Origin of the sequence: Bradyrhizobium paxllaeri (genome assembly GCF_001693515.2) — a bacterium.
Lineage (GTDB): Bacteria > Pseudomonadota > Alphaproteobacteria > Rhizobiales > Xanthobacteraceae > Bradyrhizobium > Bradyrhizobium paxllaeri.
In genome coordinates this window covers 3,376,425-3,391,234 of the sequence record NZ_CP042968.1, presented here as the reverse complement: position 1 = coordinate 3,391,234, position 14,810 = coordinate 3,376,425, and the positions used below count along the sequence as shown (strand labels likewise).

Here is a 14,810-nt window from a genome sequence, read left to right as displayed (position 1 = left end):
GGCGCAATGCGCCTTTGCCCACCCTACGGCCTTCGTCGCTGCGCTCCTCGCAATGACGGAGCAGAAACCATCACTTATCCAGCCACACATCCTCGAACCGCAGATTGTTGTACTGGCTGTTGGCGTGCGGCTGGAAGTTCTTCACATAGGGCTGCCAGCAATTGGCAGCCGACGAGTGCAGGATGATCGGCCGCGCCGCGTCCTCGACCAGCAGCCGCTCGATATCCCAGACCATCTTCTTCCGCTTCTCGCGGTCGAGCTCACTCGATTGCGCCGCCAGCAGCCGGTCGACCTCGGCGTTGCAGTACTGGGTGTAGTTGCGCTCCGACTTGCAGGAATAGTTCTCGACGATGTTGCCGTCGGGGTCGTCGACGCTGACGCCGGTGACGTTCAGCCCGATCGTGTAATCCTTCTTCGCCAGCCGCGCGTACCAGCGCGGGGTGTCGAGAATGTCGAGTTCGCTCGTGATGTAGATCTTCTTGAGCTGGTCGGTCAGGATCACGGCGGGATCGCGATAGGTCGGCAGGTTCCTGGTCTGAATCTTGATCTGCAGCGGTTTTGCATCGCTATAGCCGAGCTTCTGCATGATCGCCTGCGCCTCGGCGATGTTCTTCTCGGCATTCGGCCCGTAGCCGGTCAGCGACGACACCATGTCCTCCGGCATGCCCCATTCGCCCTCGGGCTTGGCCAGCATCGCCCCGCCCATTCGCGCCAACCCTTCCATCAGGATGGTGTTGAAGGGTTTGCGGTCGAGCGCCAGCGACATCGCTTTGCGGATATCCGCATTGTCGAACGGCGGGTTGACGCGGTTGACCATCAGATTGATCTGCGTTCCCGTCGTCATCATCTCGCAGATGGCGTTCGGCGCGCGCGCCTTCACGTCCTTCATCAGGGGAACGCTGACGTCGGAGGGAAAGGTGATGTCGTATTCGCCGGTGGCAAACGCCAGCATCCGCGTCGCGCGGCTGTCGATCATCCGGAAGGTGATCTCGTCGAGATACGGACGGTCCTTCTTCCAGTAGTCGGGATTGCGCACCAGGCGAACCGACTCGCCGCGCTTGAACTCGACGAACTTGAACGGCCCGGTGCCGACCGGCTTGGTGCGCATGGCCTGCTGCGGTACGTGGCAGGGATAAACAGGCGAAAACGCGCTCGCCAGCAGCACCGGCAGGCTTGGCTGCGGCTCGCTCAATTCGAAGGTTGCCTCATAATCGCCGTTGATGGAGACGTCCTGCAGCTTGGTGTACCAGACCTTGCGCGGATTGCGCTTGAAGTCCTGGGTCTCGCCGCTCTTCCCGATCAGCATCCGCCAGGTGCATTGCACGTCCTTGGCCGTGAACGGCTGGCCGTCGTGCCATTTCACGCCCTGCCGAAGCTTGAACGTCAGCTTGGTGTTGGAGGAATCCCACGCCCAACTTTCGGCGAGGTCCGGAATGACCGTATCGATGCTCTCGTGCACCTTGGCCGGATCGAACACCACGAGATTGTTGAAGATCGCCGCGAACGGCGTCACCGAGGCAATCGTCGCTTCCTCATGCAGTGAGGTCGAGGGCGGATTGTCATTGTGATAGAGCCGGAGCGTGCCACCCTTTTTCTGCGCTGCGGCGGGGCCGGACAATGCGATACAAAGCAGCGCGATGGATGCGACGGGTTTGAGCAACGGCCGCGTGGCGCGCATGGTGGCCTCCCAATCTTTTTGTTCTTGTCGAACAGCCAGACTGCCGGAGGCCGCAGAAGTAATCAATACGCGCCGCTCGATAGTTCGAGGCCCCGCAGGCCTGCGCCCGTGGCCTCGGCCTGCGACATCTCCGCAGGCGGCATGGTCTTCGAAACCTCGCGCAGACCGGCCTTCGCCTTGGCATCGCCACGCTTGGCGGCGAGGCTGAACCACATGAAGGCGCGGGCCGGGTTCGGCGCCATCCCCTCGCCCTTGCGGTGCATCGTGCCAATCTGGGTTTGCGCTTTCGGATTGCCCGCTTCCGCCAGCGGGCGGAACAGGCGGATTTAGCCGCCCGGCGCATGCCGCGCCACGGGAATTGGGGTTGGATGGCTCCCTGAAATTGGCTACTAGTTTCGGCGCTGAAAAACCTGAGGCGTTCGGGGACTTTGAATGACCTATTGTTGTGGAATTCTGGTGCGGGACGGCCTCGTCATGATCGCGGATACGCGCACCAATGCCGGCCTCGACAACGTCTCGACCTTCCGCAAGCTGCATATCTTCTCAACGCCCGGAGAGCGCATCATGGCGATTGCCAGCGCCGGCAATCTGGCGATCAGCCAGTCGGTGCTGTCGACCCTGACCGAGGGCATCGAGGACCCCAACACCGGCGAAGTCGAGACGCTGATGAACGCGCCGACCATGTTCCAGGCGGCCCAGCGCATCGGGCGGGCGATCCGCATGGTCCATGCCACCGAGGGCCCGGCGCTGCGGTCCGAAGACGTCTCTTTCGACGTCTCCTTCCTGTTCGGCGGGCAGATCAAAGGCTCGCGGATGCGGCTGTTCATGGTCTACACCGCCGGCAATTTCATCGAATGCACCACCGATACGCCCTATCTGCAGATCGGCGAGCACAAGTACGGCAAGCCGGTGCTCGACCGCGCGATGCATTACGACGTCGAACTGTACGAGGCGCTGAAGACCGGCCTGATCTCGATGGATTCGACCATGCGCTCCAATCTCGGCGTCGGCCTGCCGATCGACGTGCTGGTGGTGCGCACGGCTGCCTGCGAGGCTGATCTCAACCACCGCATCGAGGCAGGCGAGCCCTATTTCCACGACCTCCGCTCGCGCTGGTCGGCGGCGCTGCGCGCGGCGCACCAAAATATTCCAAGACCACCCTACAAATCCGAAACAGAAGCAAAGAAGTAAAGGCGAGGAAAACATGGCCGACGCAACCAACAAGATCGCACTCGTTACCGGTGCAGGCACCGGCGTCGGGCGCGCCGCATCGCTGGCGCTGATGAATGCCGGCTACACCGTGGTGCTGGCCGGGCGCCGCATGGAAATGCTGGAGGAGACCAAGAAGCTCGGCGACAATGTCGGCAAGAGCATGTGCGTCTCGGCCGACATGACCAAGCCGGATTCGATCGCAGCGCTGTTCGCCAAGGTGAAGGACACCTACGGCCGGCTCGACGTGCTCTTCAACAATGCCGGCATGGGCGCGCCGCCGGTCAACTTCGAAGACCTCAGCCTGGAGCAATGGCAGGCCGTGGTGAACACCAACCTCACCGGCCCGTTCCTGTGCACGCAGCACGCCTTCCGCATCATGAAGGACCAGAACCCACGCGGCGGGCGCATCATCAACAACGGCTCGATCTCGGCGCACGCCCCGCGCCCGTTCTCGTCGGCCTATACCTCGACCAAGCACGCGATCACCGGCCTGACCAAGGCGAGCAATCTCGACGGCCGCATGTACGACATTGCAGTGGGCCAGGTCGACATCGGCAATGCCGCCACACCAATGACCGACCGCATGGTCGCCGGCCCCGGCGTGATGCAGCCCGATGGCACAATGAAGCACGAACCGCGCATGGACGCGAAGGCGGTCGGCGATGCCGTCGCCTATATGGCCGGTCTGCCGCTGGATGCCAACGTGCTGTTCATGACGGTGATGGCGACCAAGATGCCGTTCGTGGGACGGGGTTAGCCGTTCACGCGCTGCAGGCGTTCGCGCAAAAACCGGCGCAACGCCTGCTCCGCCGCTTCCGTCGGGGTCGCTTTATCAAAGCCGATCAGCCGGACATCCACCAGAGGATACTCGTCGCTGCGGAACGCGAGGCCGTCCATCACGCCGAGCGGAACTCGAACGACGGCGTCCTCGCCACGTCGTGCGGCCTGCAGTTCACCGAGTTCCTTTCGAGAGTCGAACCAGACGAACCTTGTCATCTCCCGCAGCGTGATATCGCGCCGCGCGATGTGGACCTGCGGGTTGCGACTGATCGAGGTTAGCCCGTACTCGTCCGGCATGGGCACCACGACAAACGACGTCGAGCCGTCGGGCATTGCAGGACCTATGAAGACTTTGACGTCGTCATAGGGAACGTCGACGCGATATCCGGCAACAGCAATGTCGGGGGTAGGCAGGATGTGCAGCGCGCGCAGCGCCGGACGAACCTGGTTGTTCATGAGCCTGAAGCCGGTGTGGCCGAATATGTCGGGGCTGTAGAACCACGCGAAAGCACAGGCCAAAGCGAGCGCCCCAACTTTCAGACCATGCCGGGGATTGAGCTCATCGCGACGTACCCGATGAGCAAGCGATAGCTGCACGGCGAGCGCCGCAATCGCACTGATGCAGGCGGCGGCGACGGGCAGCCAGCGCGGCACGGCGGGATGACCGAGCGGCAGCTGATACGCGGAACGAATGACAAGATAACCGCCGAACGCGATCGCGAGCCAGACATATGCGCCGACCAGATTTGCCCGGAATTCCCGGCGCGTATCCGCAGCCCAGAGCGGAAGACCAAGCACATAACGGCTGGCAATGGCAAGCAGCAGCGCCAGGATGAGACCGCACCCGAGCAGTACCACGGTGCTCGCGGCGAAGAGCAGCCACGCGCCGTGGTAACCCGCACCGATCGAGATGGCCGCTCTCATCGCAAGTCCTGCAATGATACTTGGCGTTTCTTCCACAACAATCGCCAGCCCGTCGATCGCCAGCGACGATGCCGCAAAGCTCGCCAACGCCAGGACGATCAGATCGTACCAAGGCAGGATTGACCGGCGCGCAAGGTCGGAGAGGATAAAGCCCGCCAGCGCTCCTCCCGCACAGAGCTTCATGCTCAGGAGAAAGTATCCGTCGGAATGGTTCGCAACGCGCAGATAGATGGTGGCGCCGTAAGCGGCATACATCGCCCATGCGAGCGGCACGGCCACCCACAGCCAAAGCGGCACTTCGAACTGACGCTGCCCGATACGGATCATGCCGGCATGCTAGCAACGCGCGTTTAACCCGCGGTCAATGACAGCAGAAAAAGCAGGTAGCGGCGTTAGCAATCCGGAAACGATCTCGCCGCAGGCGGGCCCCCTACTCCAGCCGCTCCACCTTCCGCAGCGTCGGGAACGGCCTCATCCAAAGCAGTGCGATCGCGATGGCGCCGAACAACGCCGCAGTATCGCCGCTTTCGAACTAGCCTTGAGCTGGTTGCTCGCATTGACGAACAGGAAATTGACCGCACCGATCCGGTCACGGATCTTGTCGGGCGTTGTGAGCTCTGCACCAGCGAAAGTGGATCACGACGCTGATCGTATCAGCAGCGCCCGAGCGCGTTGCTCCCTTGATATCGCCGTGGTTGGTCCGGATCGAAATGATCAAGAGAGATGCTGCCCACTCTATTCCGCATCAGTTGCATTTGCACTGCCGCTCCCGTAGTCGTCCGGATGGATTCCGGTAATCGTCCGGATGGATAGCAAATCGGGCTTCGAGTACGACAAAGCCATCGCTGGACTACTCCTATCGAGTCTCGGTCCGCATCAACTCTCGCCTGCTACATCACGACCGTTCCGTCGCATCGCATCGGCCGGACGACGTTGAAGGCTTAACAAGCTGCAGTGCAGCTCGCGGTCGCCCATGAAACTCGCGCGTCTGATCATCGGTTTGATCTTCTTTGCTGGCGGGCTGTACGTCCTGGTCGGCGAGCACTTTGCCGGAACATCGGAAGACGCCACGGTCAATGCGCGACTTTACGTCGTCCGCGCCCCGATCGAAGGCAAAGTAGCGCTCGCGGTGCGGAGCGTTGGGTCGCGCGTCAATGCCGGCGAACTCGTGGCGCGTGTTACCGATGAAAGGTTCGACACCGCCCGCCTTCTCGAGCTCGAACGCGATCGTGACGCCCAGCAGATCGAGTTCCAGCGCATCGCTGCGCAGAGGGTCGCCTTGTCGCAGTCAAGAGCCGGCTTCGAGACGCAGTCCGCGGACTACCGACGCGGCCGAATCCGGCAGATCGAGGTGCGAATAGCGGAGGCGAAGGCGGCACAGGATGCCGCAGGCGCACGGCTGCGCGAGGCAGACGCCGAATTCAACCGCGCCAGCGAGTTGAGCAATCGCGGCGTACAGACCGCGGCGAATCTGGGTCGGGCTCGTGCGGCGTTCGATGTCGCGCAGCAAGACCTGCAGGGAACAAAGGAGCGGGGCAAATATTTCGAGACCGAACTTGCCGCCGCCCACACCGGAGTATTCATCGGCGAGTCCTACAACGACGCACCGTTCTCGGCACAACGTATCCATGAAATCGACCTGCGACTGGCCGAACTCTCCGTCGACGAGGAACGAGTCAAAGCCCGCATGCTCCAGTCCGGTCGACAGATCGACGCCGAGCGCCTTCGCGTCAACCGCTTGACGTCTGCTGCCCTCAGCGCCCGCGTCCCGGGCGTGATTTGGGATTTCCTGGTGGACGATGGCGAGCATGCACGTCGAGGCCAGGATCTCGTCAAGCTCGTCGACTGCAACAGCCTGGTCGTGACGGCGGGCGTTTCCGAGGCTCTTTACGCCAGCCTGTCGGTCGGGGCGCCGGTGCAGTTTCGATTGTTCGGGGACGATCGGATTTTTGACGGAACGGTTACCCGGCTCGGCGGATCGGGGGCATCGTCGCTTTATCAAAATCTCGCCGTGGGTCCCAGCCCTCAGCATATGCAGCGCTTCGACGTCACGGTGATGGTGCCTGAACTCACGCGGCAGCCGGATCTCGGCTGCGCGATCGGCCGGACCGGCCGCGTGATCTTTTCAGCCGGCCACATCGCTACCGTCAGGAAATTTCTCACACGCTACGGCCTTTGATGTTTCTGCTCTCGCCACTTCTGGCGGCCTTTGCCGGATCCGCAGTTATCGTCGGGCTGCGCCTCATCGTGCTGCCGCTGCTCAACCCAGGCCGATGGTACTGGCGCGCCCTTCTGCTCGGGGGAGCGACCGTTTTGTCGTGGCGCTACGTGGCCTGGCGGTTCAGCGAGACTCTCGCGCCACTCGGTTGGACGAGCGATGCCATCGTGAGCTGGGGGTTTGCGACGCTCGAGGCGCTGACGGTGCTGTCTTCGTCCATCGCCTTTTTCATCCTCTTTCGGGTGCGGGAGCGCACGGCGGAAGCGAACCGGCACGCCGGATGGTGGTTGCCTGGCGAGACGCCGCGTGTCGATATCTTCATCACGACGTTTAACGAGCCGCCGGAAGTGCTCGAACGGACGATTGTCGGCGCAAAGGCCGTACAATTTCCCCGCTATCGCGTTTTCGTGCTCGACGATGGCCGCAGGGATTGGCTGCGGCGTGCCTGCGAGCAGCATGGCGTTGGATACATCGCGCGTTCCGATAGCGCGCATGCCAAGGCCGGAAACATCAACCACGCGCTTGCCGAACGCGCTCGGGATCCGGATCGCCCGGATTTTGTCGCCGTGCTCGATGCGGACTTTGTCCCGCACGTCGACTTTATCGAGCGGGCGCTGGCGTTGTTTCACGACCCAAGAGTCGGGCTTGTTCAAACACCTCAGCACTACTTCAACGCCGATCCAATCCAGCACAACCTCGGCATAAGCTCCGCATATCCGGATGAGCAGCGCCACTTCTTCGACAATGTCGAACCGTCGCGTGATGCCTGGGGAATCGCGATTTGCTGCGGCACCTCCTCCGTGGTGAGACTTCGGGCGGTTGAGCAGATTGGCTGGCTACCGACGGAAAGCGTGACCGAGGATTTCCTGCTCACGCTGAAGCTTGCCGAAAACGGATGGCGGACGGTGTACCTGAACGAGCCGCTGACCGAGGGTTTGGCGCCGGAGGGCCTGAAGGAATATATCGCCCAGCGCAGCCGCTGGTGCCTTGGCCTCACGCAGATTGTTCGCGGCTCGTACAATCCGATCGGCTCTCATCGATTGAGCTTGATATACCGGATCGGCATCCTGGACTCATTGCTCTACTGGATCAGCACCTTTCCGTTCCGAATTGCCAGCCTGATCTGTCCCCTGCTGTATTGGTGGTTCGGCATCACGATCGTGAACGCATCGCTTGCCGACATCATCAACTATTACCTGCCGTATTATTTGGCGGTCCTGGTAACCTTGAACTGGCTTTCCAAGGGACTGTTCATTCCGATCCTCAACGACACAGCGCAGTTGATCGCGGCATGGCCGGTCTGCCGGGCTCTGACGCTGGGCCTTTTGACGAAGGGTCCCCACAAGTTTTCGGTGACGGCCAAGGGCGGCAACCGGACAAAAGTCGTCGTCCAATGGTCATTGATGCGACCATTCCTGATCCTCCTGGGGTTGACCGTCGGCGGCCTGGTCGTGCCGCTCAACTCCGATTTCATTTTCAATACCTCGTCGACAGCCGCTGATGGTCTTGCCGTCGTCATGTTCTGGACGGTCTACAACATCCTGGTCCTGCTCGTGGCCACCGCCGTCTGCATCGAACGTCCCCGATATAACCGGCCGCAGCGTCAGGTCCCCGAACCCACTGCTCTGACCATCGGAGGCGAGAAGCAGCGTGGCTGGCTCATCAATCTCGGTCCGGAAGGCGGACGAGTTAGCGGTCCAGTTGGTCTATCGTTGGGGACGACGGGGTTATTGACGATCCCGGGGATCGGCGACGTTGAGGCACTCGTCCTTGCGCCAACACGTGATGGCTATCGGTTGAGGTTCTCGTCCACCACGACGCAGCGTGCCCAGATCATCGAGAAGCTTCACACGGCTCGCGCCGTTCCGGGATCCGATCGGGCAGACATTGTCCGCATGATCCGCGAACTGGCTCGGGCTTTGACCCATTAAGGAGGCGTCATGACAGGCAGGCGGCTGAGCCTTCGTACGCTGGTGTTCTTCGGCGGCGCCATGCTCATGCTGGTGCCCGCCGTTGTGACTGCGGCGCTCTATACCACTGCCCTGCAGCGGCGCGCCGAGGAACTGCGGGTTGAGAAGCTGACGACGCGCGGCGAATTGAGCGCCAACCTGCTGGCGCGGCGCCTCCACGGAGTGTGGACGGATGTCGCACGGCTTGCCACCCTGATCGATTCGACCAACCCGGCAAGTGCCCGCGAGCAAATCCAGTTCATGAGCCGGCTCGACACCCGCTATTCCTGGCTCGGCGTCTCCAATCTCGAGGGAAAAGTGCTGGCGGCCACGGACGGAACGCTGGAGGGCGAGCGCGTCGAACAAGAGCCGTGGTTCAGGCAAGGCCTGGATGTAACGGCGGCCATCGATGGCAATGGAGCACATGATCCCGCGCACCTGCCGCCGGCATCGATGGAATCCAGTCGCTCCATCGATCTTGCCGCGCCGGTGCAGCACGCCGGTTCCGTCACCGGCGTCGTTGGCGCGCAGCTGAACTGGAACTGGGTGCTGGAGGGCATGGCAGATTTGCAGGCGCCCGGCGTCGAGCTGGTTCTGCTTTCGCGTGATCGGCTCGTCCTGTTTGGACCGCCCGATCTCGTCAACAAGCCGCTCAACATCGGTTCCGCGCTGGCGGCCGATCGGGTCAATACCGCGTCTCTGAGGGAGCGCTGGCCTGATGGCAAAGACTACTTCACCGTAATCACTCCAATGATCGGCGTGGCGGATCTCCCGAACCTGGGCTGGTCGCTTTTGATTCGCCAGAACGCGGATGACGCGATGGCGGCAACGCGCGAGTTGATCAGATCGTTCTGGATCATGCTCGGAACCGGTGCCTTCACCGCCCTGGCGCTGCTCTATCTCGCGGCGCAGTGGCTGAGGACGCCGCTGCGCCGGCTCTCTGAGGCAGCCGAGGCTATCGTGCTTGATCCTGCATCCAGAGCGCCCTACCCGGAGACGCGGTTTGAGGAAGCTGCGAGGCTGAGCAACGCCCTGGCTCGGATGCAGTCGAAGCTGATGGCCCGGTCCGGTTCCTGATTGGCGCGCGACGTTGGTGGGCGATCACACCTCTCCCTACTCCAGCCGCTCCACCTTCCGCAGCGTCGGGAACAGCTTCATCCACAACAGCGCAATCGCGATCGTGCCGACACCACCGAGTACGGCCGCCGGTACGGTGCCAAACAACGCCGCGGTAACGCCGCTTTCGAACTGGCCGAGCTGGTTGCTGGCATTGATAAAGAGGAAATTCACCGCGCCGACGCGGCCGCGCATCTCATCGGGCGTCGCGAGCTGCACCAGCGAGAAACGGATCACGACGCTGATCGTATCGGCCGCGCCGAGGGCCGCCAGCGCCAGCACCGACAGCCACATCCATTGCGACAGCGCAAACACCACCGTCGCCGCGCCGAACACGATCACGGCCTGGAACATCCGCAATCCGACTTGGCGGTTGATGGTGTGACGCGCCAGATAGGCGGTCATCAATAGCGCGCCGACCGCGGGCGCGGCGCGCAGGATGCCGAGCCCGAGCGGCCCGGTCTGCAGTATGTCGCGGGCATAGATCGGCAGCAGCGCCGTGACGCCGCCGAGCAGAACAGCAAATAGATCCAGCGAGATGGTGCCGAGGATCGCCGGATTGTTGCGGATGAAGCGAACACCGGCATACACATCGTCAGCAACCGTCGCCGCTTTCGAAACCTCCTGCTTCTCCGTGCGGATGAAGCCGGTGAGAACCGCACCCGCCAGCCAGAAGATGACGATGACGAGATAGGGCAGGCTCGGCGCGAAGACGTAGGCGAGACCGCCAAGTGCGGGGCCGGTGATGGTCGCAACCTGGGCGGCGCCCGATGAGATCGCGGTCGCGCGCTGCAGCGAGCCTCTGGGCGCGATCAGCGGCAGCAGCGCGGCCGTCGCGGGGCTTTCGAAGGCGCCGGCAATCCCGATCACGAAAGTGGCGACGAAAATCTGTACGTCGTTGAGCCAGCCGGCAAAGGTCGAGACGGCCAGGAACAGCGCGGTCACAGCTTCCGCGATCTGGCAAAGCTGCACCACCCGCTTGCGCTCGAACCGGTCGGCCGCATGGCCGGCCACGAAAACCAAAAGCGCCGTCGGCAAGAATTGCACCAGCCCGACCATGCCGAGCTGGAAGGCGCTGCCGGTGAGGTCGTAGATCTGCCAGCCGATTGCGACCGCGGCGATCTGGCTGGCAAAACGCGACAGGCTGCGCGAGAGCAGAAAATAAAGAAATGGGGCGTGCCTGAGCAATTCGCGGGCGCCCACCGGTATCGTCGAGGACATGGCGAGACGGGTGGCCGAGCACGATGCAGATGTCAACGGGCAGGCCCGCAACACGGCATTGCGCGGCCGCGCTGCGCTGGCATAATCGCCGGGGATTTTGGGGGATTCATGCTGCAGCTGCAATCGGCGTTTGGCGTGCTGGCGTTGCTGGCGATCGCATGGTCGCTCAGCGAGAACCGCCGCGCGGTATCGCTGCGGCAGGTGGCGGTTGGCCTCGCCGTCACCATCGTCACCGCGCTGGTGCTGCTCAAGCTGCCGCCGGTGGCCAGAGCGTTCGGCGCCATCAACGATGCCGTCAACACGATCTCGGCGGCGACTCGCGCCGGCACGTCTTTCGTGTTCGGCTATCTCGGCGGCGGCCCCCTTCCCTTCGATCTCAAGGCGCCCGGTGCGGATTTCATCCTGGCGTTTCAGGCGCTGCCGATCGTGCTCGTCATGAGCGTGCTGACGACCCTGCTGTTCTACTGGCGCGTGCTCCCGCCGGTCGTGCGCGGCATGGCGTGGCTATTGGAGCGCACGCTCGGCGTCGGCGGCGCGGTCGGGCTGTCGACCGCAGCCAACATCTTTCTCGGCATGGTCGAGGCGCCTTTGTTCATCCGCCCCTATCTGGCGCAGCTGACGCGCAGCGAGTTGTTCCTGGTGATGACCGGCGGCATGGCCGGCATCGCCGGCACCGTGCTGGTGCTCTACGCCACCTTCCTCGCCCCGTTGATCCCGGATGCGGCGGCGCATTTCGTCATCGCGTCGGTGCTCGGCGCGCCGGCCGCGATCCTGATCAGCCTGATCATGGTGCCGGAGACGTCGGACAAGCGTACCGGGGGATCACTGGAAGATCCTGACATGCACGTCTCAAGCAGCATGGATGCGATCGTCAAGGGTACCACGGCCGGGCTCGAGCTGTTGCTCAACATCGTCGCGATGCTGCTGGTGCTGGTGGCGCTGGTCTATCTCGTCAACGCGATTTTGGGACTGTTGCCCGAGATCGGCGGCGCCAAAATTTCGCTGCAGCGGCTGCTCGGCTACCTGATGGCGCCCGTATGCTGGCTGATGGGCCTGCCCTGGCCGCAAGCCGTCACTGCCGGCAGCCTGATGGGCATCAAGACCATCCTCAACGAACTGATCGCCTATGTCGAACTGTCGAAGCTCGGCGCTGATGCGCTCGATCCGCGCTCGCGGCTGATCATGCTCTATGCGATGTGCGGCTTCGCCAACTTCGCCAGCCTCGGCATCATGATCGGCGGCCTCGGCACCATGGCCCCGGAGCGGCGCGAGGAGATCAACGCGCTCGGGCTGAAGTCGATCGTATCAGGGACGCTGGCGACGTGTTTGATGGGCGCGGTGGTGGGGGTGTTGACGTGACACTCTCTCCGTCATTCCGGGCTGGTGCGTAAGCACCAGACCCGGAATCTCGAGATTCCGGATTCGCCGCTAACGCGTCGCTCCGGAATGACGGTGCCTCAGTTCGCCAATTCCACCGTCTTGAACTCCGCCGGCAAAATCACTTCCAGCAGTTCGACGTCGTCGGAATAGTCCATGATCAGATGCTTGATGCGCGGCGGCTGGGTCCAGGCGCTGCCCGCTTGCATCAGCGTCTCGCCCTGCCCTTCCATGTAGGTCTTCACCCAGCCCTTGAGCACATAGACCATCTGGAATTCGACATCGTGGTAATGCAGCTTTGAAACCTCCGCCGGATTGCAGGGCCCCTGCAGGCGGATCACATGCGCCTGCGCCAGGCCGTGGGTGGCGTCCGCAATGCCGAGGTCGCGGTACCTGGCGTAAGTGCGCAGGCCGTCGGCCTTGAAATCCTCTTCACGGTGATGGCTGATCGCGATGCGCTGTTTCGGCCGCGCCTTTTTGGCCGGCTTGGCTTTCGACACGCGTCCCTTGGATTTGAGGGCCTTGCGGGCTCGGGATTTGGCTGATGTCTTGTGGCCCGACCATTTCTTCTTCACGGCGGGCTGCGCCGCGGGACGTGACGTCACTTTCTTTTTGGCCATGGGAGCCTCCCTTTTTTGTTTATGCAGAGAGGCTAGCACGAATTCGATTTCGTAGGGTGGGCAAAGGCGCATCGCGCCGTGCCCACCATCTATCCAAACCGTTGGCTGCCAATGGTGGGCACGCTTCGCTTTGCCCACCCTCATATGAGGCGTTTTGAGTCAAGCATCCCGGCGGGGCTTGGATGTGATTTTTACGTTCGGTGGAGCGGCGGCGCGCGGAGCCATGCGTAGCGCAGCGTGCCGCCGCGGTCGGTGCGCTCTGGGACTGGCTTCCGGCGATTTATGCAGTTGCTCACTGCATCACCTCATATCCGGTCGGACCGCTGTGATCCGCACCCACATTCCGCATGCATGCGGCGAGGAAGCCACGAGGATGAGACCCATCTACGAAACAGCCTGTTTGCTGGCCCAAGGGTGGCACGGTCACCATCCATCCCGCGCTGACCGCGGCAGATGCCGCGACGCTGACGCGTTCGTTGAAAGTGTTTAGATCTTTACGGCCTTGAGCACCGCGCCTTCCGGCACGAGACCGGTCGTGAGGTAGCGCCACAGCGCCACCATCAGCTTGCGCGCCAGGGCGACGATGGCGACGCGCTTGATGCGCTTGCCGGCATCGAGCGTGCGCTTGCGGTACTCCAGGGTCAGCTTGCTGTCCGGCTGATGCCGCAGCCACAGCCAGGCTTCGATCGCGGCACAGCGGGCGCGCGGATTGCCCGCCTTGCTGATGCCCTGGTCGCGGTCGATGCCGCCGCTCCGCCACGGACTGGGCGTCAGCCCGAAATAACTCCCGACCTCGCGCCGGTTGCGGAAGTCCTTGTAGAACACCTCGCTGGTCAGCGTCGTCGCGAACGCCGGGCCGAGACATTTGAGCCGGCGCAGGAGTTCGCTGCGCCGGGTCATCTCGGCTTCCGCAGGGGATGGCTCCGCTGCGGCCGCCTCCTGCGCGAGCACGTCGAGCCGATCGCGCACCAGCATCAGCCGCGCGTGCTCGTGTCGGATCTCGCTCAGCATCCGCGGCGGCACCGCCTGGCCTTGCCAATCCCGCTGCGCCGCCAGCCAGCTCAGCCAGTCGCGCCGCCGCGGGTTCCCGACCGCCATGCCCAGCAGGCGCAGCAGTGCCTTGATCCGGTTGGTGTGCGCGGTTTGCTCCTTGATCAGCCGGTCGCGCTCGCGGCTGCCGCGGCGGGCGTCCTCCTGTTCGGCTGCAGGCACCCGGACGATCCGCACCACCCGCGGCTCGCCGCGCAGATACGCCATCAGCGTGCGCAGCATCCGCTCGCCATCGATCCGGTCGGTCTTCACCCGCCGCGCCCGCTGGTCCACCGCAATGCTGGCGGGATCAAACACGTAGTTCGTGATGCCGGCCGCCAGCAGCAGCCGGTGCAGCCAGAACCCGTCGTAGCCCGCCTCGTAGCAGCTCGCCACCGCCGGAACGCCTCCCAGCGTTCGAGCCGCCCGCTCCCGAACCCGACCCACCAACGCCAACAGCTCGGCATGATCGCCACCCTCCAGCTTGTGGTGCGATATCTTGTCCTTGTCCGGGCTGTGCAGCGCGACCCGCCAGCTCCGCTGGCTCAGTTCGATTGCAACGAAAATTGTGCCAATATGCCCGGCGGTGGGCGCGGCTACGGTGGATGCTTGCATCTGACTCTCCGAGGGGTTCGAGTGTGGAAACCCAAACCTTATCGGAAAGGCCACGCTCACCGCCTCATGGA

12 protein-coding genes and 1 pseudogene are annotated in these 14,810 nt (G+C 63.2%); 6 read left to right on the top strand and 7 right to left on the bottom strand.

Going from position 1 to position 14,810, the window contains the following annotated elements:
- Positions 1–70: 70 nt before the first annotated feature.
- Both LMTR21_RS16005 and LMTR21_RS16000 read right to left on the bottom strand, forming a co-directional pair.
- Positions 71–1,678, bottom strand: coding sequence for an ABC transporter substrate-binding protein (locus LMTR21_RS16005; protein ID WP_065756732.1), 1,608 nt, complete (start codon positions 1,676–1,678; stop codon positions 71–73).
- 62 nt (positions 1,679–1,740) lie between these two features.
- The gene (locus LMTR21_RS16000; RefSeq protein WP_065756731.1) at positions 1,741–1,941 is read right to left on the bottom strand and encodes an SEL1-like repeat protein; all 201 of its coding nucleotides are present in this window, start codon (positions 1,939–1,941) and stop codon (positions 1,741–1,743) included.
- Positions 1,942–2,110: 169 nt separating this feature from the next.
- On the opposite strand from LMTR21_RS16000, the gene LMTR21_RS15995 reads away from it, so the two are divergent.
- Together LMTR21_RS15995 and LMTR21_RS15990 are read left to right on the top strand one after the other, a co-directional pair.
- Positions 2,111–2,869 carry a proteasome-type protease gene (locus tag LMTR21_RS15995; protein WP_065756730.1) on the top strand — a complete coding sequence of 253 codons (759 nt, stop codon included), beginning with the start codon at positions 2,111–2,113 and terminating at the stop codon, positions 2,867–2,869.
- A 13-nt stretch (positions 2,870–2,882) separates the two neighbouring features.
- Positions 2,883–3,647 carry an SDR family oxidoreductase gene (locus LMTR21_RS15990; RefSeq protein WP_057860841.1) on the top strand — a complete coding sequence of 255 codons (765 nt, stop codon included), beginning with the start codon at positions 2,883–2,885 and terminating at the stop codon, positions 3,645–3,647.
- On the opposite strand, the gene LMTR21_RS15985 is transcribed toward LMTR21_RS15990, so the two are convergent.
- Positions 3,644–4,921: a hypothetical protein gene (locus tag LMTR21_RS15985; RefSeq protein WP_065756729.1), complete on the bottom strand. Its 1,278-nt coding sequence runs from the start codon at positions 4,919–4,921 to the stop codon at positions 3,644–3,646. The two genes, LMTR21_RS15990 and LMTR21_RS15985, sit on opposite strands and share 4 nt — an antisense overlap.
- Before the next feature lie 103 nt (positions 4,922–5,024).
- Positions 5,025–5,258: pseudogene (locus LMTR21_RS40870) on the bottom strand (MFS transporter); the annotation flags it as partial.
- Positions 5,259–5,567: 309 nt separating this feature from the next.
- Between LMTR21_RS40870 and LMTR21_RS15975 the strand changes: the two are divergent.
- Genes LMTR21_RS15975 through LMTR21_RS15965 form a run of 3 tightly spaced genes read left to right on the top strand, consistent with a single transcriptional unit; the run spans position 5,568 to position 9,838 of the window.
- Entirely contained in the window at positions 5,568–6,773 is a 1,206-nt protein-coding gene (locus tag LMTR21_RS15975) for an HlyD family secretion protein (RefSeq protein WP_065756728.1), read from the top strand.
- The gene (locus LMTR21_RS15970; protein WP_065756727.1) at positions 6,773–8,743 is read left to right on the top strand and encodes a glycosyltransferase; all 1,971 of its coding nucleotides are present in this window, start codon (positions 6,773–6,775) and stop codon (positions 8,741–8,743) included. Before LMTR21_RS15975 ends, LMTR21_RS15970 begins: the two co-directional genes overlap by 1 nt.
- A gap of 60 nt (positions 8,744–8,803) precedes the next feature.
- Positions 8,804–9,838: a cache domain-containing protein gene (locus tag LMTR21_RS15965; RefSeq protein ID WP_148635972.1), complete on the top strand. Its 1,035-nt coding sequence runs from the start codon at positions 8,804–8,806 to the stop codon at positions 9,836–9,838.
- 36 nt (positions 9,839–9,874) lie between these two features.
- On the opposite strand, the gene LMTR21_RS15960 is transcribed toward LMTR21_RS15965, so the two are convergent.
- A complete protein-coding gene (locus LMTR21_RS15960) occupies positions 9,875–11,098 on the bottom strand; it encodes an MFS transporter (RefSeq protein WP_065756725.1) in 1,224 nt (407 codons plus the stop codon).
- 108 nt (positions 11,099–11,206) lie between these two features.
- Between LMTR21_RS15960 and LMTR21_RS15955 the strand changes: the two genes are divergently transcribed.
- Entirely contained in the window at positions 11,207–12,457 is a 1,251-nt protein-coding gene (locus LMTR21_RS15955) for a NupC/NupG family nucleoside CNT transporter (RefSeq protein WP_065756724.1), read from the top strand.
- A gap of 98 nt (positions 12,458–12,555) precedes the next feature.
- Here the strand turns inward: LMTR21_RS15955 and LMTR21_RS15950 are convergent, their stop codons facing one another.
- Entirely contained in the window at positions 12,556–13,095 is a 540-nt protein-coding gene (locus tag LMTR21_RS15950) for a cupin domain-containing protein (RefSeq protein ID WP_065756723.1), read from the bottom strand.
- Positions 13,096–13,581: 486 nt separating this feature from the next.
- Positions 13,582–14,739 carry an IS110 family RNA-guided transposase gene (locus LMTR21_RS15945; RefSeq protein WP_148635971.1) on the bottom strand — a complete coding sequence of 386 codons (1,158 nt, stop codon included), beginning with the start codon at positions 14,737–14,739 and terminating at the stop codon, positions 13,582–13,584.
- Positions 14,740–14,810: the final 71 nt, after the last annotated feature.